This is a genomic window from Mycobacterium sp. SMC-21, assembly GCF_045310825.1.
Classification (GTDB): Bacteria; Actinomycetota; Actinomycetes; order Mycobacteriales; family Mycobacteriaceae; genus Mycobacterium.
Window position 1 is genome coordinate 1 of the sequence record NZ_JBJIAO010000014.1, and the last position, 19,923, is coordinate 19,923.

General features: G+C 67.5%; 19 protein-coding genes. 12 read left to right on the top strand and 7 right to left on the bottom strand.

Annotated elements, in window-relative coordinates; translation table 11 throughout:
* Positions 1-189: 189 nt before the first annotated feature.
* On the bottom strand, positions 190-1,050 hold the full coding sequence (locus ACJH6H_RS15470) for a MaoC family dehydratase (protein WP_138250813.1): 861 nt from the start codon (positions 1,048-1,050) through the stop codon (positions 190-192).
* Between the two features lies 1 nt (position 1,051).
* The gene (gene kstD / locus ACJH6H_RS15475; protein WP_135356020.1) at positions 1,052-2,734 is read right to left on the bottom strand and encodes a 3-oxosteroid 1-dehydrogenase; all 1,683 of its coding nucleotides are present in this window, start codon (positions 2,732-2,734) and stop codon (positions 1,052-1,054) included.
* A gap of 71 nt (positions 2,735-2,805) precedes the next feature.
* On the opposite strand from kstD, the gene ACJH6H_RS15480 reads away from it, so the two are divergent.
* The 3 genes from ACJH6H_RS15480 to dmpG are packed head-to-tail and all read left to right on the top strand — an operon-like array spanning position 2,806 to position 5,586.
* Entirely contained in the window at positions 2,806-3,591 is a 786-nt protein-coding gene (locus ACJH6H_RS15480) for a 2-keto-4-pentenoate hydratase (RefSeq protein WP_406775225.1), read from the top strand.
* 28 nt (positions 3,592-3,619) lie between these two features.
* A complete protein-coding gene (locus ACJH6H_RS15485; protein ID WP_406775226.1) occupies positions 3,620-4,525 on the top strand; it encodes an acetaldehyde dehydrogenase (acetylating) in 906 nt (301 codons plus the stop codon).
* Positions 4,522-5,586 (top strand): 4-hydroxy-2-oxovalerate aldolase, encoded by a 1,065-nt coding sequence (dmpG, locus tag ACJH6H_RS15490; RefSeq protein ID WP_406775227.1) that lies wholly within the window; start codon positions 4,522-4,524, stop codon positions 5,584-5,586. Before ACJH6H_RS15485 ends, dmpG begins: the two co-directional genes overlap by 4 nt.
* Before the next feature lie 92 nt (positions 5,587-5,678).
* On the opposite strand, the gene ACJH6H_RS15495 is transcribed toward dmpG, so the two are convergent.
* Positions 5,679-7,088 carry a wax ester/triacylglycerol synthase family O-acyltransferase gene (locus ACJH6H_RS15495; protein ID WP_406775228.1) on the bottom strand — a complete coding sequence of 470 codons (1,410 nt, stop codon included), beginning with the start codon at positions 7,086-7,088 and terminating at the stop codon, positions 5,679-5,681.
* A gap of 176 nt (positions 7,089-7,264) precedes the next feature.
* Between ACJH6H_RS15495 and ACJH6H_RS15500 the strand changes: the two genes are divergently transcribed.
* From ACJH6H_RS15500 to ACJH6H_RS15520, 5 genes are read left to right on the top strand one after another with little or no spacing between them, the layout of a single operon-like run.
* Positions 7,265-8,062, top strand: coding sequence for an SDR family oxidoreductase (locus tag ACJH6H_RS15500; RefSeq protein ID WP_138250807.1), 798 nt, complete (start codon positions 7,265-7,267; stop codon positions 8,060-8,062).
* A gap of 2 nt (positions 8,063-8,064) precedes the next feature.
* The gene (locus tag ACJH6H_RS15505; protein WP_406775229.1) at positions 8,065-8,835 is read left to right on the top strand and encodes a glucose 1-dehydrogenase; all 771 of its coding nucleotides are present in this window, start codon (positions 8,065-8,067) and stop codon (positions 8,833-8,835) included.
* Positions 8,836-8,872: 37 nt separating this feature from the next.
* Complete coding sequence (locus ACJH6H_RS15510; protein WP_406775230.1) at positions 8,873-9,874, top strand: permease; 1,002 nt, start codon at positions 8,873-8,875, stop codon at positions 9,872-9,874.
* On the top strand, positions 9,871-10,536 hold the full coding sequence (locus ACJH6H_RS15515) for a TIGR03943 family putative permease subunit (RefSeq protein WP_406775231.1): 666 nt from the start codon (positions 9,871-9,873) through the stop codon (positions 10,534-10,536). The genes ACJH6H_RS15510 and ACJH6H_RS15515 overlap by 4 nt, the downstream gene beginning before the upstream one ends.
* Positions 10,493-12,592: a RecQ family ATP-dependent DNA helicase gene (locus ACJH6H_RS15520; RefSeq protein WP_406775232.1), complete on the top strand. Its 2,100-nt coding sequence runs from the start codon at positions 10,493-10,495 to the stop codon at positions 12,590-12,592. The genes ACJH6H_RS15515 and ACJH6H_RS15520 overlap by 44 nt, the downstream gene beginning before the upstream one ends.
* Positions 12,593-12,597: 5 nt before the next feature.
* Here ACJH6H_RS15520 and ACJH6H_RS15525 read toward each other — a convergent pair whose 3' ends face one another.
* The gene (locus ACJH6H_RS15525) at positions 12,598-13,248 is read right to left on the bottom strand and encodes a GNAT family N-acetyltransferase (RefSeq protein WP_406775233.1); all 651 of its coding nucleotides are present in this window, start codon (positions 13,246-13,248) and stop codon (positions 12,598-12,600) included.
* A gap of 165 nt (positions 13,249-13,413) precedes the next feature.
* On the opposite strand from ACJH6H_RS15525, the gene ACJH6H_RS15530 reads away from it, so the two are divergent.
* On the top strand, positions 13,414-13,944 hold the full coding sequence (locus ACJH6H_RS15530; protein ID WP_346416052.1) for a hemophore-related protein: 531 nt from the start codon (positions 13,414-13,416) through the stop codon (positions 13,942-13,944).
* A gap of 59 nt (positions 13,945-14,003) precedes the next feature.
* On the opposite strand, the gene ACJH6H_RS15535 is transcribed toward ACJH6H_RS15530, so the two are convergent.
* Positions 14,004-14,912 (bottom strand): IclR family transcriptional regulator, encoded by a 909-nt coding sequence (locus ACJH6H_RS15535; protein ID WP_226519786.1) that lies wholly within the window; start codon positions 14,910-14,912, stop codon positions 14,004-14,006.
* Between the two features lie 197 nt (positions 14,913-15,109).
* Between ACJH6H_RS15535 and ACJH6H_RS15540 the strand changes: the two genes are divergently transcribed.
* Genes ACJH6H_RS15540 through ACJH6H_RS15550 form a run of 3 tightly spaced genes read left to right on the top strand, consistent with a single transcriptional unit; the run spans position 15,110 to position 18,167 of the window.
* A complete protein-coding gene (locus ACJH6H_RS15540) occupies positions 15,110-16,237 on the top strand; it encodes a hypothetical protein (protein WP_406775234.1) in 1,128 nt (375 codons plus the stop codon).
* A gap of 2 nt (positions 16,238-16,239) precedes the next feature.
* Positions 16,240-17,022, top strand: a complete 783-nt coding sequence (locus ACJH6H_RS15545) for an SDR family oxidoreductase (protein ID WP_138250799.1) — start codon at positions 16,240-16,242, stop codon at positions 17,020-17,022.
* The gene (locus ACJH6H_RS15550; protein ID WP_406775235.1) at positions 17,019-18,167 is read left to right on the top strand and encodes a sulfotransferase family protein; all 1,149 of its coding nucleotides are present in this window, start codon (positions 17,019-17,021) and stop codon (positions 18,165-18,167) included. The genes ACJH6H_RS15545 and ACJH6H_RS15550 overlap by 4 nt, the downstream gene beginning before the upstream one ends.
* A 66-nt stretch (positions 18,168-18,233) precedes the next feature.
* On the opposite strand, the gene ACJH6H_RS15555 is transcribed toward ACJH6H_RS15550, so the two are convergent.
* Complete coding sequence (locus tag ACJH6H_RS15555; RefSeq protein WP_138250797.1) at positions 18,234-18,734, bottom strand: hypothetical protein; 501 nt, start codon at positions 18,732-18,734, stop codon at positions 18,234-18,236.
* Positions 18,734-19,888, bottom strand: coding sequence for a Rieske 2Fe-2S domain-containing protein (locus tag ACJH6H_RS15560; protein ID WP_138250796.1), 1,155 nt, complete (start codon positions 19,886-19,888; stop codon positions 18,734-18,736). The genes ACJH6H_RS15555 and ACJH6H_RS15560 overlap by 1 nt, the downstream gene beginning before the upstream one ends.
* Between the last annotated feature and the right edge of the window lie 35 nt (positions 19,889-19,923).

The following is a 19,923-nucleotide window of genomic DNA, read 5'->3' on the forward strand; positions in this document are numbered from 1 at the left end:
CCCAGCCAACCAGACACCCGATCACAGGACCAACCGAAAGCAGCTGATCGTCCCTACACCGTCAAGTGCGAAGAGCCGGTTAAGCGTCAGCTGTGGATAGAGGTTGACGCGCCGTCGGCGACCCGACCGCCGGCCCTGGTTTGCCGGAATCGGCCGCCGAATAGGCGGCCGATTCCGAATACGTCCTGGTCAGGACGCGGTGAGCTCGATTCCAGCAAGTACGACGACGTTGTCTCGGCTCGGCGCCGTCAGCACGCCGGTAATTCGTTCACCGTCACGCCAAAGGTTGGCCTGCAAGGTTTCACCAGGGATGACGGTGCCCGCGAAGCGCGCGCCGTAGGACCGGACCCGGCCGGCGTCGCCGTCGAGCACGTTGTCGACGATGGCCTTGCAGCCGATGCCATAGGTGCACAGACCGTGCAGGATCGGGCGGTCGAAGCCGGCGGCCTTGGCGAACGCCGGGTCCGAGTGCAGCGGGTTGCGGTCACCGCAGAGCCGGTACAGCAGGGCCTGCTGCGGCAGCGTGGGCAGCGCGATCTGTAGGTCCGGCGCGCGGTCGGGCTCGGCCGCCGAGGTCGACGGACCTCGGTCGCCGCCGAAACCGCCCTCACCGCGGGCGAAGATGGACCGCTTCTGCTTCCACAGCGGAGCACCGTCGAGGGTGGTCACGGTGGTCTCCGACCAGATGACTGCGGCCTTGCCCTTGTCCCAGATCTCGGTGAACCGGGTGACGGCGCGGCCCGTGCCCGACGGCGGGATCGGCGCATCGGTGTAGATGGCCTCGCTGGCGTGCAGCACCCGGCTCAGTTCGATGTCGATGCCCGGAAACTTGACCGACGGCGCCTTGGTCTCGTGGAAGCTCTGCGCCACGTTGCCGAACGTCGGCAGCACCTGGGGCTTGTCGTCGATCAGGTAGCGCAGCTCGCGCTCGCTCATCGGGTCGGCGCCGGCACCCAGGCCCAGGTGGTAGAGCTGCACATCGCTGCTGCTCCACGAGAATTCGACGGGTGCGAGTTCAGCTCCGATGGCCTCGTCGAGATTGATCGGCATGTCAGCCCTTTCCTGCCACGTGAAGTGCCGCGAGGTATCCGAATGTCATGGCGGGGCCGATGGTCCCGCCGGGGCCGGGGTAGGTGTGACCCATGACCGGTCCGCTGACGTTGCCAGATGCGTACAGGCCCTCGATCACCGAGCCGTCTTCCCGCAGCGCGCGGCCGTGGATATCGGTGACGATGCCGCCCTTGGTGCCGAGGTCGCCCGGCACCATCTTGGCCGCGTAGAACGGGCCGTGCTTGATCTCGCCCAGGTTCGGGTTCGGCTTGTTGGTCGGGTCGCCGTAGTACCGGTCGTAGGCGCTGTTGCCACGGCCGAAGTCCTCGTCGACGCCGCTACGGGCGAAGCCGTTGAAGCGCTCGATGGTGGCCTTGAGCTCGTCGACGGGCAGGTTGGTGAGCGCTGCCAATTCTTCGATGGTGTCGGCCTTGACGACGACGCCGGCCTCGGTCCACTTCTTCGGGATGCGTTGTCCCGGCTGCAGACCCGCGAAGATGTAGCGGTTGCGGTACTGCTGGTCGAACAGCAGCCAGGCCGGCACGTTCTCGCCCGGGCCCTCGCCCTGGCCGTACTGGCCGCCGTACATGTGGTGGCAGGCCTCGACATACGGCATGGACTCGTTCATGAACCGCTTGCCGTTCATGTTGACGATGATGGAGCCGGGGGAGTTGCGCTCCGATAGGGCGAACCACGGGTTGTCGGGCAGCGGCACCGTCGGGCCCCACCAGGCGTCTTCCATGATTTCCAGTGCGGCGCCGAGCTTTTCGGCGGCCAGGATGCCGTCGCCGGTATTGGCCTTGGCGCCGACGGTCCAGTCGGTGGTGATCGGCTGGCGCTGGTACTTGGTGCGCATCTCCTGGTTCTTCTCGAAGCCACCGCTGCCCAGGATCACCGCACGGCGGGCCCGGATCAGTTGCGGCTCAGCGCTTTCCGGAGCGTTGGTGTCACGGACATAGATGCCGGCGACCCGGCCGTTCTCGTAGTACAGGTCGGTCAGCGCGGTGTTCAGCTGCACCGGGACGCCGGCCTTCTGCAGGCCGATGCGCAGCGGGGCGATCAGGGCGCGGCCCATACCGACGAGGTTCTTGCCGGTGGCGCCGGCCCAGGTGGCGCGGATGCCGACCTTGAGGCTGCGCAGCACGCCGCGCGGGTGGCGCTTGAGCTGGTTGAGCCGGACGTAATCCTGTTGCATCACAACCATGTTCAGCGGGACCTTGCCGTAGGCCGGCTCCAGGCCCTTCTCGTCGACGCCGAGCTTCTTGGCGTTGAACGGCTTGGGCTCGACGGACCGTCCGCCTGCGCGACCGCCCTCGACCTCCGGGTAATAGTCGGAGTAGTTCGGCACCCAGCACAGCTTCAGCGGCGAGTTCTTCAGAACGAAGGACAGCATCTCGGGGCCGCGCTGCAGGTAGGTGTCGATCTTCTCCGCGGGCACCACGTCGCCGACGATCTTGTGCAGGTAGGTGCGGGCCGCTTCCGGGGTGTCCTTTACCCCCGCACGCTGCAGAATCTCATTGTTCGGGATCCAGACGCCGCCACCTGACCGCGCAGTGGAACCTCCATAGTGTGGGGCCTTTTCAACGACTACTGTCGAAAGGCCCTGATGGGCTGCGGTGAGGGCGGCGACCATACCGGCTGCACCGCTGCCGACGACGACAACGTCGTACTCCTGTCCAGTCATGTAGAACACGTTATAGAATTGCCCGGCCTGTGGACAACTGCGCCGGTCCATGAAGTTAGGGGAATTCACGAATGCTGTCCGACAACGTGCGTGCCGAGCTCGCCGCCGCGCTGGCCCAAGCCGAGCGCAGCCGGGTCGCGATGACGCCGATGACCGACGACCATGCCGACATCGACGTCATCGACGCGTACGAGATTCAGCTGCTCAACATCCGGCAGCGGGTCGCGGAAGGTGCCCGCGTGGTGGGACACAAGGTTGGTCTGTCCAGCGAGGCCATGCAGAAAATGATGAATGTGGACGAACCCGACTACGGGCACCTCCTCGACGACATGCAGGTATTCGAGGACAAGCCCGTGCTGACCTCGAATTACCTGTCGCCGCGCGTCGAGGTTGAGGTCGGCTTCGTCCTGGCCGACGATCTGCCGGGCGCCGGTTGCACCGAGGACGACGTGCTGGCCGCCACCGCCGCCTTCGCGCCCGCCATCGAACTGATCGACACCCGCATCACCAACTGGCAGATCAAGCTGTGCGACACCATCGCCGACAACGCGTCCTCGGCCGGCTGGGTGCTCGGCAAGGAGCGGGTGTCGCCCAAGGACATCGACATCAGGAACATCGATGCCGTGCTCAAGTGCAACGGTGAGGTGCTCGGCGAGGGCCGCAGCGACGCGGTGCTGGGCAACCCGGTGACCGCGGTGGCGTGGCTGGCCCGCAAGGTCGACCAGTTCGGCGTGCGTCTCAAGGCCGGCGACGTGGTGCTGCCGGGTGCCTGCATGCGGGCGTTCGATGCCAAGCCGGGTGACGACTTCGTCGCCGAATTCGCCGGATTGGGTTCTGTCCACCTGTCTTTCGTGTAATACCCAAAGTTTCTATAGAGGAGTGAGCATGCCGTCCAAAGCGAGCGTCGCGATCGTCGGCTCGGGAAACATCAGTACTGACCTGCTGTACAAGCTGCTGCGGTCGGACTGGCTCGAGCCGCGCTGGATGATCGGTATCGACCCGGAGAGCGAGGGCCTGGCCCGCGCCCGCAAGCTGGGTCTGGAGACCAGCGCAGAAGGGGCGGATTGGCTACTGGCCCAGAGCGAGAAGCCGGACTTCATCTTCGAGGCCACCAGCGCCTACGTGCACAAGGCCTACGCGCCGCGGTACGAGGAAGCCGGCATCCGGGCCATCGACCTGACCCCGGCCGCCGTCGGCCCGGGCGTGATCCCGCCGGCCAACCTGCGGGCGCACCTGGATTCGATGAACGTCAACATGGTCACGTGCGGCGGCCAGGCCACCATCCCGATGGTCTACGCGGTGTCCCGCGTTGTCGACGTGCCCTACGCCGAGATCGTGGCGTCGGTGTCGTCGGCGTCGGCCGGCCCCGGCACCCGCGCCAACATCGATGAGTTCACCAAGACCACGAGCGCCGGTGTGCGCGACATCGGTGGCGCCAGGGACGGCAAGGCCATCATCATCCTGAACCCGGCCGATCCGCCAATGATCATGCGCGACACCATCTTCTGCGCCATCCCTGAAGATGCCGACCACGCCGCCATCACGCAGTCGGTCAAGGACGTGGCCGCCGAGGTGCAGACCTACGTGCCCGGCTACCGGCTGCTCAACGAGCCGCAGTTCGACGAGCCGTCGATGGTCAACGGCGGCCAGCACGTCGTCAGCATCTTCGTCGAGGTGGAGGGTGCAGGTGACTACCTGCCGCCCTACGCTGGAAATCTGGACATCATGACGGCCGCGGCCACCAAGGTGGGCGAAGAGATCGCCAAGCAGATCGTGGAGGTTAAGGCATGAGCACCGCACTGGAGCCCGGAGACATCTTCTTCGACGCAGCTTGGGACGTCCGGATGACGGACACCTCGCTGCGCGACGGCTCGCACCACAAGCGCCACCAGTTCACCGGTGACGAGGTCCGCGCGATCGTCGGTGCGCTCGACAACGCCGGTGTGCCGGTCATCGAGGTCACGCACGGCGACGGACTCGGCGGTTCGAGCTTCAACTATGGCTTCTCGAAGACGCCGGAGCAGGAACTGATCAAGATCGCGGCAGAGACCGCGAAGACCGCGAAGATCGCGTTCCTGATGCTGCCCGGTGTCGGCACCAAGGAGGACATCAAGGAAGCCCAGGGCAACGGCGGGTCGATCTGCCGCATCGCCACGCACTGCACCGAGGCCGACGTCTCGATCCAGCACTTCGGCCTGGCCCGCGAGCTGGGCCTGGAGACCGTCGGCTTCCTGATGATGAGCCACACCATCTCCCCGGAGAAGCTGGCCGCGCAGGCGCGCATCATGGCCGACGCCGGCTGCCAGTGCATCTACGTGGTGGACTCCGCGGGTGCGCTGGTGCTCGAAGGTGTCGCCGACCGCGTGGGTGCGTTGGTTGCCGAACTCGGCAACGACGCGCAGGTGGGTTTCCACGGGCACGAGAATCTCGGTCTGGGCGTTGCCAATTCGGTCGAGGCCGTGCGCGCGGGTGCCAAGCAGATCGACGGTTCGTGCCGCCGCTTCGGTGCCGGTGCTGGTAACGCGCCGGTCGAGGCGCTCGTCGGCGTGTTCGACAAGATCGGCGTCAAGACCGGTATCGACTTCTTCGACATCGCGGACGCCGCGGAAGAGGTTGTCGCCCCGGCGATGCCGGCTGAGTGCCTGCTGGACCGCAACGCGCTGGTGATGGGCTACGCGGGTGTGTACTCCAGCTTCCTCAAGCATGCGGTGCGCCAGGGTGAACGCTACGGCGTGCCCGCTCACGAACTGCTGCTCCGCGTCGGCCAGCGCAAGCTGATCGGCGGCCAGGAGGATCAACTGATCGACATCGCTCTCGAGATCCAGCGCGAGCGGGCCGAGGGTAAGTCCTAGCTCGACGCCTGTGAGTGCTATGCACGGATTTGAGCCAAATTCCGTGCGTAACACTCACATTCGTCAGCCGAGAAGCGTTTTGCGTAGCCGGGTCAGCTGGTGACGGGGTCCGCGGCGGTTTCGCAGCGCGCCACCAACTCAGCGAGCGCCGCCGGCAGGCGGTCGGCGATGGCCTGCGGATCGGAAACCTGGTCGGTGCAGGTGAGCACACAGATCTGCATGCCGCCCTCGTAGCTCCAGCCGGTGATGTTCATGCCCATCGGGAAGACCAGCGGCCCGGTCGAGATGAGCTTCTCGACCGGTGCGCCGCCGAAATACAGCGTCTGCTGCGGGCCGCGCATGTTCGAGGCGATCATGCTGAACATCGGCCGCTTCTTGACCTGCGCCCCGATGGTCGGCAGCACCCGCGAGTACACCTTGAACAGCGGCCAGTACTCCATCCAGTCGTGCTGCAGCCAGGCATCGCGCTCGCTCTGCACCTCACGGGCGGTGGCGGTGTTCGCCGAGATGGTCTTCAACCGCTCGACCGGGTCGGCGATGTTGGTGGCGAGCTCGACGTTCCAGCGCGCCACTTTGTTGCCCCAGCGGTCGCCGTCCTGCGGGCGCATCGACACCGGCACCACGGCCGTCATGGTGTCGTCGCCCACGGGACCGCGGGACGCCTGGTACTCGCGAAGAACGGTGCTGCACATGGCGAGGAAGACATCGTTGACGCTCACGCCGAACGCCTTCGACACCCGTTTGATCTGGTCCATCTCGACGCCCACGAACGCGAAGCCGCGGCGCGCGGTCAGCGGTTCGTTGAACGGCAGGGCCGGCGGGATGAAGGCTTCGGCGTAGCCGGGCTTGCCCGCCTTCTGCCGGTTCTGGATGGTGCGGGTGACCTTGGCGGTGCGCGCCAGGACTTTCGGAAACCTGGTGAGCGACTTGACCTGCTGACGCGCCACCATCGGCAGCCACTCCGCGGTCGGCGGCCGGTGCTCGTCGGGCACGGGACGGGCCGACGGCTCGGGCAGTCGGTCGGCGGGATCCTGGCTGTAGAACTGCTCGAGCAGGTTCAGCGACGCCATGCCGTCGGCCACCGCGTGGTGGATCTTGAGCACGAGCGCGATGCGGCCGTCGGCCAGGCCGTCGATGTACCACAGCTGCCAGGCCGGGCGGTTCCGGTCGAGTGGCTCCTCGAAGAGCTTGGCGATCTCCGCACCCAGCTCGCGATCGGTTCCGGGCGTAGCGGCCGTGGCGCGCTTCATGTGGTAGTTCAGGTCGCCCCGGGCGCGGGTGATCCACCACGGCCGGCCGGCGCCGAATCGCGGCGACATCAGCTGCCACTGCATGGGTTCGACGCGGTCGACGAGGCCGGGCAGCGCGGCCCGCACGGCTTCGAAGGTGACGGGCTCGTGGCCCTGCGCCGGATCGAGGACGACGGCCTTGATGGTGTGCTGCGGCTGGACGGCACTTTCCCACGCCAGGAAGCTGTTGTCCTCGCCCGATAAACGTCGCATACATCACTATGAAGCCAAAAATGTGAGCCAGCGGACATGTTGTCTCGGTGATCGGGAACTACCTCTGAATTTCGGCGCGTCCCGCGCTTAGCGTGCTCACCACGAGGTGACTCGGCGTCGCGATGCGGAGCTCGAGGGCTCCGCCGGGACAGCACGATCGTGAATGGAGCAGGGATATGCAACTGAGGAACAGCCGGGTTCTGGTCACCGGTGCCAGCCGTGGCCTGGGCCGGAACATCGCGCAGGCGATGGCCCGCCGCGGCGCCGACGTCGCACTCGTCGCCCGTAACGCCGAGCAGCTCGAAGAGCTGGCGAAAGAGCTGGGCGGCAAGGCATATCCCGCGGACCTGATGGATCCGGCGGCGGTCGAGGAGCTGATCGGCCGCGTCGAAGCCGACGGCCCCGTCGACGTCATCATCAACAACGCCGGTGTGGACCGGGTCGGCCGCTTCTACGAGGCGTCGGCGGCGGACGTGCGAGACCTGTTGCAGGTCAACCTGATTGCTCCGATGGAGCTGTGTCGTCAGGTGATGCCGGGGATGATCGCGCGCGGCCGCGGGCACATCGTCAACGTGTCCTCGATGGGCGCCATCTCCACCGGCCCGGGCGTGACTCTGTACGGCGCGTCCAAGGCCGGCCTCAGCCACTTCACCGCAGGCATCCGTTCCGAGCTGCGCAACAAGCCGGTGGGCACCACGCTGGTGCAGATCGGCGAGGTCAAGACCGACATGATCGACCACATCCGGTCGTTCGGGCCGGCCCGCCGCACCATCGAGCGGTCCCTGAAATTCCGGATGATCCCGCAGGAGCCGCTGGACGCCGACATGGTCGCCGAGGCCATCGCTGATGCCGTCGAGAAGGAGAAGAAGCACGTCATCCTGCCCAAGCGGATCGCGGCGATGGCCTACCTCACCGAGACCCCGCGCCGGGTTTCCGAGCTCATGCTGACCGGCATCGACCAGGACAGCGACTAGTTATGGACCTGATCGGCAAGGTCGCGATCATCACCGGCGCGGCGCGCGGTCAGGGTGAGGCCGAGGCGCGGCTGTTCGCCGAGCGCGGCGCGCAGGTCGTGCTCACCGACGTCCTGGTCGACGAAGGGGAGGCGGTCGCCGCGTCGATCGGCACCGCCGCCCGGTTCCAACGGCATGACGTCGGCAGCGAAACTGATTGGCGCACAACAGTCGAGCTTGCGCTGAGCGAGTTCGGCCGGATCGACGCGCTGGTCAACAACGCCGCGATCTGTACCGTCGAACCGCTGCTGGACCACACCGCCGAGTCGTGGGAACGGCAACTGCGGGTCAACCTGATCGGGCCTTTCCTGGGTACCAAGGCCGTCGTCGAGCCCATGCGAGCGGTCGGCGGCGGCTCGATCATCAATGTGTCCTCGCAGGCCGGTCTGCAGGGCCTGGCCGGCTACAGCGCCTACGGCGCGTCGAAGTGGGGCCTGCGGGGCTTCTCTAAGGTCGCCGCAATCGAGTTGGGCCCCATGGGAATTCGCGTCAATACCGTCTACCCCGGCATGATCGACACCCCGATGGTGGCGCACCTGCCGATCGAACGTGGCCCCGGCGGGCACCCGGGCGCGCCGCTCACGCGCGTCGGCGACCCCGCGGAAGTCGCCGAGGTGGTGGCGTTCCTGGCGTCGGACGCGTCGTCGTACATGACGGGTGCGGACCTGGCGGTCGACGGCGGCGCGAGCGCGGGCCGGATCCCGGTCGTGCCCACCCGGCCACAAGCGACGTAGCGAGCGACTTGTCAGACTTGCCCGGCAAGATGGGCGCATGGCCGGGGACGAATCCACACTGGCGCCGGTTCGCCGGCGGCGGGCCGGGTCGATGGAACTGTTGCTCATCGCCCTCACCGCACTGGCACTGTCGGGTTCCTGGGTCAGCGGTGTCCTGACCGACCATGCTCGCCTGGCCGCCGCGGCCACGGTGTTCTGCGGTGTCTTCGTGCAGGCCCTGCCGTTCCTGGTGCTGGGCGTCATCGTGAGCGGCCTGGTGGCCGCGTACCTCACGCCGGAGCGACTGGCCCGCCGGTTGCCGCGCCGGCCGGCGCTCGCGGTGGCGGTCGCAGGTGTCGGTGGTGCCGCGCTGCCCGGATGCGAATGCGGCTCGGTGCCCGTGGCACGCAGGTTGTTCAGCGGGGAGACGGCCGGGGCCGCCCTGACCTTCATGTTGTCCGCACCGGCGATCAACCCGGTGGTGTTGGTGGCGACGGCGGTCGCCTTCCCCGGCCAGCCGCAGATGGTGGTGGCGCGCTGCGTGGCGTCGCTGGCGACGGCCGTGGTGATGGGGCTGCTGTGGCAGCGCTGGGGCCGCACCGAATGGGTCACCCGCACGCTGCCCGCGCACCACGACGAGGGCGCCTCCCGGTTCACCGTCTTCACCGAGGCGGCCCGCCACGACTTCCTGCAGTCCGCGGCATATCTGGTGGTCGGCGCCGCAGCGGCCGCGGTGCTGCGCGCGGCCGTGCCGCCGTGGGTGTTCGAGCACGTCGCGGGCAACCTGGTGGTCGGTGTGGTGACCATGGCGCTGCTGGCCGTCGTACTGGCGCTGTGTTCGGAGGCCGACGCGTTCGTCGCGGCGAGCCTGACCATGGTCCCGCTGGTGCCGCGTCTGGTGTTCCTGGTGGTCGGTCCGGCGGTGGACGTCAAGCTGTTCGCGATGCAGGCCGGCGTGTTCGGCCGGCCGTTCGCCGTGCGATTCGCACCGGTGACGCTGGTGGTGGCGACGGCATGTGCGACGGTCGTCGGGCTGCTGGTGCTCGGGGGCGCGTCGTGAGCCGGGAAACGCAGAACATCCTGGTGCTGTTGATCGGGCTGAGCACAGGCCTGATCGCGGTCAAGGGCACGTACCTGAATTTCGTGAAGCCGGCATTGTTCCCGTGGCTGCTGGTGGCGGCGGTCCTGCTGGTGGCGCTCGCCGCGGTGTGCCTGGTGCGGGATCTGCGCCAGGGGCCGCTGGCCGGGCATCACCACCGGGGACTGCTGGCGTGGCTGCTGCTCGTCCCGGTGGCGCTCACCGCGTTCGTCAGCGTGCCGCCGATGAGCGCGGTCGGCGCGGAGACCGTCACCGCGGCGGTGGCGCCGCCCAAGCGGGCGTTCCCGCCGCTGCCGGCCGACGGCGTGGTGCCGCTGCCGGAAGTCGTGCTGCGGGCCGCTGCCGATTCCACGAAAAGCCTTGAGGGACGGACCATCACCGTCACCGGTTTCACCATGGGCGACGATCTGGCCCGGGTCGTGATCGTGTGTTGTGCCGCCGACGCGCAGCTGGCCCGCATTCACCTGACCGGCGCACTCGGTGCGCACCCGAACGACACCTGGCTGAAGGTGCAGGGCAAGGTGATACCCGGGACGTCCAATCCGTCCACGAATTTCGTCCCGACCATGGAAGTGACCAGTGCCGACCCAATACCCAAGCCCCGCAACACCTACGCGTACTGACGCGCAGGCCCTGCTGGAACAGCTCGCCGGCCCGGGCGCGGTGCTGCGTGACGACCAGTGGGTGGCCATCGAGGCCCTGGTCGTCCAGGGCCGCCGGGCGCTCGTCGTGCAGCGCACCGGGTGGGGCAAGTCCGCGGTGTACTTCATCGCCGCCAAGCTGCTGCGGGCCGCCGGCCGCGGCCCGACGGTCATCGTCTCGCCGCTGCTGGCCCTGATGCGCAACCAGGTGGCGGCCGCCGAACGCGCGGGCGTCCGGGCCGCGACCATCAACTCCAGCAATGTCACCGAATGGGACGAGGTGCATCAGCGCGTCGCCTCCGGCGATCTCGACGTGCTGCTCGTGAGTCCGGAGCGCTTGAACAATCCCGACTTTCGTGACGCCGTTCTGCCCGCATTGGCCGCCGATGCCGGGCTGGTCGTGGTCGACGAGGCGCACTGTGTGTCCGACTGGGGGCACGACTTCCGCCCGGACTACCGGCGCATCCGCACCCTGATCGGCGAGTTGGGTGCGGGTATCCCGGTGCTCGCCACCACCGCGACCGCCAATGACCGCGTGGTGCAGGACGTCGCCGCGCAGCTGGGCGTCGGCGGTGGGGACACCCTGGTGCTGCGCGGTGGGCTGGACCGCGAGTCGCTGCGCCTGTCGGTGGTGCACGCCGGGGGGCCGGCGCAACGGGCGGCATGGCTTGCGGCGCATCTGGATTCGCTGCCCGGCTCGGGCATCGTCTACACCCTGACGGTGTCGCAGGCACATGACATGGCCGCGCTCCTGCGTGAGCAGGGGCACACCGTCGCTTCTTACACCGGCTCCACCGAGACCGCCGAGCGCGAACAGCTGGAAGCCGACCTGCTGGGTAACCGGGTCAAGGCGCTCATTGCCACCTCGGCGCTGGGCATGGGGTTCGACAAACCGGACCTGGGCTTCGTCGTGCACCTGGGCGCCCCGTCGTCGCCCATCGCGTACTACCAGCAGGTCGGCCGTGCCGGCCGCGCCACCTCGAGCGCCGAGGTGATCCTGCTGCCGGGCAAAGAGGACGCCGACATCTGGCGGTACTTCGCTTCGGTCGCGTTCCCGTCGGAAGCCCTGGTGCGCAAGGTGATCGGCGAACTCGAACCCGACCGGGCGTTGTCCACGGCGGCCCTGGAACCGCTGGTGGACCTGGGCCGGTCGCGGCTCGAGATGGTGCTCAAGGTGCTGGACGTCGACGGCGCGGTGCGCCGCGTCAAGGGCGGCTGGATCAGCACCGGCCAGCCGTGGTCGTACGACGAGGAGCGCTACCGCAATCTGGATGCCGCGCGGCAGCGTGAACAGCAGGCCATGCTGGATTACCAATCGACGACCGAGTGCCGAATGGTGTTCCTGCGCAGTCAGCTCGACGATCCCGAGCTCGACGGCCAGGGCTGCGGCCGGTGTGACAACTGTGCGGGTGCGCGCTACACCGCTGACGTCGATGTGGAGGCGGCATCGGCGGTGCGCGACCAACTGATGCGGCCGGGTGTCGAGATCGCCCCGCGCAAACAATGGCCGACGGGGCTGGGCTCCCTGGGAATCGGGTTGTCCGGACGCATCTCCGGCGGTGCTGAACCGGGCCGCGTCATCGGGCGCCTGACGGACCTGGGGTGGGGCGCCCGGCTGCGCCAGTTGCTCGACGGGCCCGACGGCGAGGTTCCCGACGTCGTCGTGCAGGCGGCCGTCGCGGTCCTCAAGGCGTGGAACTGGAAAGAGCGTCCGGTGGCCGTGATGGGTCTGGATTCCGAGCGGCATCCTCTGCTGATCGGATCGCTCGTCACCCGACTGGCGGAGCTGGGCCGACTGCAGAACCTGGGCACGCTGTACTACCGGCCGCAGCGGCGACCCGTGACGGCGGCCAACTCGGCGTATCGGGTTGCGGCGCTGGTGGATTCGTGGGAGGCGCCCACGCTGGACGTGACCGGTCCGGTGCTGCTCGTCGACGACCTGGTCGACACCGGCTGGACCATCACCATGGCGACGCAGGTACTGCGCACCGCCGGGGCGCCGGCAGTGCTGCCGTTCGCGATGGCATCGGTCAGCTGAGTGGGCTACGCACGCCGTAGCGCCAATTGGTCGATCACGGCGTCGACGCCGATCAACTCGATGTCGCTGCGCCGCAGCGTTTCCCACTGCGCACGGGTCATGGTGAACTCGAGCATGGTGTCGAAAACCCCGCGCCGCGATTGCCGTGACGAGCCGGTCTGTACGTAGGGCAGTGACCGCGTGACGCCGAGTGATGCCGCGTTGTCGTGCCATGCGGCGGTGCGGGCGGCATCGGCGTCGAACCCGGCGAAGATCAGCTGCAGCGCGGCTGTGCGCATCTCGCGGCCGAGACCGTGGCCCTGGTAGCGGCGGCCGAGCCACGAGCCCGTCGACACGGTCCGTCGGGCGGGGAAACCGTCGGCGGTCACCGCACAGACGCCCACGGCCTCGTCTCCGACGATGACGGCCAGCGGCACGTCCCAGTGCTCCGTCGACACCTCGGCACGGGTCTGCTGGAAGTACGCGACGGTGTTGCGCTCCAGTTCGGGGGAGACCGCGTCGGTCCACGGGACCGCGAACGGCATGGTGGCCGGATCGTGGATGCCCTCGGCGGCCAGCTGGGCGAGTGCGTCGGCGAGGTCGTCGGTCACATGGCAGAGCCGCAGAACCGGAGTGATCACCTCCAGTTCCGCCAGGGGCCAGGGCGAAGGACGCATGCCTCAATACCAACACAGCCGAGCTAATTCACGAAAGCGAATATTCTCTGTCCCGAGCCGGGCTGACCTGCAACTTTGGCCGCATGTGTAACAGCTGCACCGGGCCGAGCGAAACACACCCAGAGGCCGGGGAAGACGGATGCGGCCAGAACAAAGGAGGATTCCATGACTCGTGCCGTTCCGTTCGGCCGTTCCACCCTCGGCTTCATCGCCCTGGGCGCTGCCTGTGCCGCGGTTGTCGTGCCTCGGGCATCGGCCGATCCTGTGAGCCCGACGGCGCCGACCACGACGGCCACCGCGTCGCCGAGCACCACCGCGACCACCGCCGCCACCCCCACGACTTCGGCGACGCCCACCACGTCCGCCACGGCGCCGTCGACCACGACGACGACCACCGTCGCCCCGGCCGCGACCGTCGCCGACTGCAGCACCGCGACGCTCGCCAAGACCATCAGCTCGGTCACGCTGCAGCTGTCGGACTACTTCGCCGCGCACCCGGATGCCGACAGCTCGCTGCTCGACGCCACCCGTCAGCCGGCGTTCACCGCGATGAGCCAGTTCGACAACTACTTCAAGGAGCACCCGGACCAGGCCGACGCGCTGCGCGGCATCCAGGCCCCGCTGGCCGCGTTCAAGGACCGCTGCGGCCTGCAGGTCGCGCCGACCGACGCGCTGGCCGTCCTCAACGGGGTTTAGTCATCGCTTTCCGAACGTGAGCTTGTGTGCCACTGTCTCAACGGATTTCGCGCACACGCTCACGTTCGGCCGGGCTGGGAGCCGCCGAGTTGCGCCGTCAGGGTCGCGGCGGCGGCCACCAGCCCGCGCGCTCGCTTGCTGATCTCCGCGTCGGTCAGGGCATGTCCGATCTGCAGTGACAGCACCATCACCTGGCGTTGGTGGTGGTCGAACACCGGCGCGGCGATGACGCTGATGTCGTGCTTGGCCCGGCCGCCCGCCGCCGCGCTCGATTCGCTGGGCAGGTACACGCGCTCGCCGATGTCCGAGACCAATTCGCCCAGCAGCACCCGTAATTCGTCGGGCAGGTTGCTCGACATGCCGGCCATCATGGCGTACAGCCGCCGGCCGCCCGGCGTCAGCCGCTCCACGAGATAGCCCGATTCGCGGCACTCGGTGATGACCCGTTCCAGCCGCGCGCTGTCGGTGCGCAGCGGGATCGTCGGTTCCTTGGCCAGCCAGTCGCGCACCGCGCGCTCATCCCACAGCACGAACATCAGGCCGACCGGCGGCGCGAACGGATAGCTCTGCCCGACCTGTACGGGCTCCGGACTGCCGTGTGGGGCAACGAGTTCCAGCAGGGTGATGCGGTCGTCGACGACCGCCGACAATGCCGCCGTGGCGTTGAAGGCCTCCGACAGCCGGCGCAGTTCCGCCCGCGCGGCGGGGCTGATGCGCATGGACTCCTGCGCGGTGTGGCCCAGCGTGATCAACCGCGGGCCCAGTCGATAGGTCTTCTCGGCCGCGTCACGCACCAGATAGCCGGCGTCGGCGAGCGTCGTGACGATGCCCAGGCACGTCGGCTTGCTGAGGTCGAGCCGGCGCGCCAACTCGGACAGCCCGAACTGTTCCTGGGGGTGACTGGCCAGGAAATCCAGCACCGCGACGACGCGGGCGGTGGGCGGCGACGCGCGGCCGGTGTCGGTCATGGCAAGGAATGTACGACATCGGTCCAAATATGGACCGTTCTGTCGACGTGCGGATGTCGGGGCAGTTCGGGACGAAGTCGCAGGTCGACTGACGCGACCGAGCTGGGCGTCATTGACGATGACTGCAACACGTTCTACTCTTCAGTCGGAATATCTACCGATGCGTTCCAATATTGGAACGGAAGGGTGTTGACCGTATGTTCACGCAGTCGTTCGCCGACGCCGTCGCCGAGGCGGAGCGCCTCGTCGCCGCGGCGCCGTTCATCGAAACCGAGGCCGACCTGCTCGAAGGCCTGCAGTACCTCGCCGGGTGTATCGCGTCGTGCACGCACGTCGCCTTCGACTTCGACAAGGACCACCCGTTCCTGCACAGCGGCACCGGCCCGTTCGAGAAGATGGGCCTCGACAATCCCGACACTATGTACTTCGGCACCCGCGTGCAGCCGGGCCACGAGTACGTCGTCACCGGACGCCGCGGCACCACCACCGATGTCAGCTTCCAGCTGCTCGGCGGTGAGTACACCGACGCCAACGTGCCGGACAGCGAGACGGCGTTCGACGACCGCAAGCTCGACATCGCCGAGGACGGCACGTTCGAGTGGCGGTTCACGCCGGCCACCCCGGCGCAGCTGGTGATCCGCGAGGTCTACAACGACTGGTCGGCGCAGCGCGGCACGTTCGCGATCTCCCGCATCGACACCGCGGGCACCGCACCGGAGCCGTTGACCCGCGAGCTGATCGAGAAGCGCTACGCCGTCGCCGGCAAGCAGCTGGTGCAGCGGGTCAAGACCTGGCTGCAGTTCCCGAAGTGGTTCTACGACAACCTGCCGGTCAACACCCTGACCGCGCCGCGACTGACGCCGGGCGGCCTGGCCACGCAGTACTCGTCCGTCGGGCACTACGACATGACGCCGGACCAGGCCATGGTCATCACGTTGCCGGTGTCGGATGCGCCGTACCTGGGCTTCCAGCTGGGCAGCCTCTGGTACATCTCGCTCGACTACATCAACCACCAGACGTCGCTGAACGGCACCCAGGCGCAGGCGGATCCGGACGGCAAGATCCGGATCGTGGTGTCCGAGAACAACCCTGGCGTCACCAACTGGTGCGAAACCCTGGGCCACGCCAAGGGCTACCTGCAGTTCCGCTGGCAGCGGGTGTCCCGCGAGCTGACGGTCGAGGACGGCCCGACGTGCGAGGTCGTCGGCCTCGATGAGGTGGCGTCGAAGTTGCCGTTCTACGAGACCAACAAGATTTCCGAAGAAGATTGGCGCGCACGGATTGCGCTGCGCCAGAGGCTTATTGGCGAGAGGATGGTGGGCTGACCGTGAGCGGACTGCTGACGAGCAAGGTGGTGGTGATCAGCGGCGTCGGGCCTGGGCTCGGGACGACGCTGGCGCGCCGATGTGCGGAGAACGGTGCCGACCTGGTGCTGGTCGCCCGCACGGTGGAGCGGCTCGAGGTCGTCGCCAAGGAGGTGACGGAGCTGGGCCGTCGCGCGCTGGTGGTGGGCGCCGACATCACCGACGAGGAGCAGGTCGCCAATGTGGTGGCCCGCACCACGGCGGAGTTCGGCAAGGCAGACGTGTTGATCAACAACGCGTTCCGGGTGCCGTCGATGAAGCCCTTCGCGAACACGACCTTTGAGCACATGCGCGATGCGATCGAGCTGACGGTGTTCGGTGCGCTGCGCATGACCCAGGGCTTCACCCCGGCACTCGAGACCGCCAAAGGTTCTGTGGTGAACGTGAATTCGATGGTCGTTCGGCATTCGCAGGCCAAGTACGGCGCCTACAAGATGGCGAAGTCGGCGCTGCTGGCCATGTCGCAGACCCTCTCGACCGAGCTGGGGGAGAAGGGCATCCGGGTGAACTCCGTGATGCCGGGCTACATCTGGGGCGAAACCCTGGAGGGCTACTTCAGCCACCAGGCCCAGAAGTATGGCACCACCGTCGAGCAGATCTACGCGGCGTCGGCCGCCGGCTCCGACCTCAAGCGGCTGCCGACCGAGGATGAGGTGGCTTCTGCCATCCTGTTCCTGGCCAGCGACCTGTCCAGTGGCATCACCGGCCAGTCGCTCGACGTCAACTGCGGGGAGTACAAGGCATGAGTGCGGTGCGGACAAATGTCGGAACCGTCGAGGACCTGCACGCCTCGGCCGTCAAGGCCTGTGGCCTGGACGACTTCGGCGGCGACGACGACAACTACCTGGAAGCTCTTGGCGTGCTGCTGGATTCGTACCAGCGCGAGGCCGATCTGACCGAGCTCGGCAGCAAGATGCAGCGGTTCTTCACCCGCAACGCGCTGGTGGCCCGCCTGGTGTCCAACGCCGCGTTCAAGCAGTACCCGCAGCACGCCGACGTGCCGATCGAGCGGCCCATCTTCGTCACGGGCCTGCCGCGCACCGGCACCACGGTGATCCACCGGCTCCTGACGGCCGACCCGCGGCACCAGGGCCTGGAGATGTGGCTCGCCGAGTTCCCGCAGCCGCGGCCGCCGCGCGAAACCTGGCCGGACAACCCGGTTTTCAGTGCGCTCGACGCCCGGTTCAAGCAGGCGCACGAGGAGAATCCGGACTACACCGGCCTGCACTTCATGACGGCCGACGAGGTCGAGGAATGCTGGCAGCTGCTGCGTCAGTCGCTGCACTCGGTGTCCTACGAGACGCTGGCGCACGTGCCGTCGTACGCCAAGTGGCTGGCTCAGCAGGACTGGACCAAGTCCTACCAGCGGCACCGCAAGAACCTGCAGCTGATCGGCCTCAACGAGCCCGAAAAGCGTTGGGTGCTCAAGAACCCCAGCCACCTGTTCGCGCTGGAGGCGCTGCTCAAGGTCTATCCGGATGCGCTCGTCGTGCAGTGCCACCGGCCGGCCGAGACCATCATGGCGTCGATGTGCTCGCTCGCGCAGCACACCACGGCCGGCTGGTCGAACACCTTCACCGGCAAGGTGATCGGCGCCGACTCGATGGAAACGTGGTCACGCGGCCTCGAGCTGTTCAATGCCGAACGGGCCAAGCATGATCCCAAGCAGTTCTGCGACGTCGACTACTTCGAGTTCATCAAGGACCCGGTCGGCGCCGTCGAGGGTATCTACCGCACGTTCGACATCGAGTTCACCGACGCCGCACGCGAGGCCATCACCGAGAGCCACGCCCAGAGCCAGCAGGGTCCGCGCGCACCGAAGCACACCTACTCGCTGTCCGACTACGGGCTGACCGAGGAACAGGTCAAGGAGCGCTTCGCGAACCTGTAATTGCCCGGCAGCTGCGAAAGCCCCCTGAATCAAACGATTCAGGGGGCTTTCGCTGTGGGTATATGCCTAGCCGTCGCCGGGGGAGGGGGCGGTGGAGAACTCCTCCAGGCACCCTTCGGCGACCGCGTGCTTGATGCTGTCAGACATCTTCGGGCAGGAGCGGCTGCGGCTGGGGTCGCCGCCTTCGGCGCGGATCTCGCTGAAATACGCGCAGCGCGCTGTCGCCTCCGAATTCCACTGCACCGCAGTGTGTTCCGGGCCCAGCTTCTTGACCGCCACCGTCGAGTGGCAGAACCGGCAGTCCACCGGAACCAGGCCGGAGGTCAGGTACCGCTCCCGGTCGGCCGCGGTGGCCTCGCGAACCGCGGCCAGGCGCACCGGGTCACCGGCGAAATCCGGGGCCTTGGACCAGGATCCGTTGGCCGGCGAGTTGGAGGCGGGATGCGCGTGGTCGTCATCGTCGCCGTGCCCCATCAGCTGCAGCATCGAACGGGCCAGGCTCTCGGCTTCGTCGGCGGCGCCGACAAATGGGCTCCGAGCCTGGGCCCGTTCGTCGTGCTGGGTCATCAGCTGGACTGCTCTGCGGATTCCTTGGCCTCGGCCTGCAAGCGCAGGTTTTCGGCCACCTCGCCCTGCCACTTCTCGTTGGCGACCGTGGTGTCGATCTCTAGCTCGAAGCGGTCGGTCATGTCCGGGGTGATGTCGGCGACGTCGACGTAGAACTGCTGGTACCAACGGCGCATCTGGTACACCGCGCCGTCTTCCTCGACCAGCAGCGGGTTGTCGATGCGGGTCTTGTGCTTCCAGATTTCGACGTCCTGCAGGAAGCCCTTGCTGACACCGTCGGTCATGGCGTTGGCGAGCTTCTGGGTGGTCTTCTCGTCCATGCCCTTGGGCTTTTCGACGATGACGCCCCACTGCAGCACGAACGCGTCCTGGCTGACCGGGTAGTGGCAGTTGATCAGGATCGACTCGGCCTTGTAGCCGCTGTAGTTGTTGTGCAGCCAGTTGATCATGAACGACGGCCCGAAGTACGAGGCCTCCGAGTCGAGGTGCGCCTCGCCGTACTGGGTGCCCATGCCACCGATGTCCGGCCGGCCCACGTTGTGCAGGTACTGGCTGGCGATGTGGCCCTCGAAGACGTTCTTGAAGTACGTCGGCAGGCCGTAGTGGATGTAGAAGAAGTGCGCCATGTCGGTGACGTTGTCGATGATCTCGCGGCAGTTGCTGCCCTCGATCAGCATCGAGTTCCACTGCCAGTCGGTCCACTCGTCGCTGGCGGCCTCGGGGATTTCCGGGATCCGCACGTCGTCGGTGGGGGCGTTGCCCTCGTGGTCGTGCCAGACGAAGAGGAGGCCGCCCCGGACGTCGGTGTGCCAGGCGCGGGTGCGGGCCAGCCGCGGCGTGCGCTTGGCGTAGGGCACCAGCTGGCACTTGCCGTCGCCGCCCCAGCGCCAGTCGTGGAACGGGCATGCGACCGCGTCACCCTTGATGGTGCCCTGCGACAGATCCCCGCCCATGTGGCGGCAGTAGCCGTCCAGAATCTTCAGGTCGCCCTGCGAGTCTGCGAACACCACCAATTTGGTGCCGAACGCCTCGAACGAGTGCGGCTTGCCGTCCAGGAAGTTCTTCACAGGACCCACGCAGTGCCATCCACGGGCAAAGCGGTCCGGCAGCGCGCCGGTATCGATCTCGCGAACCCCCGCGGTTTCGGTGCTCACCTTGGCCTCCCAATCTGTGCCTAGTAACTAGAACA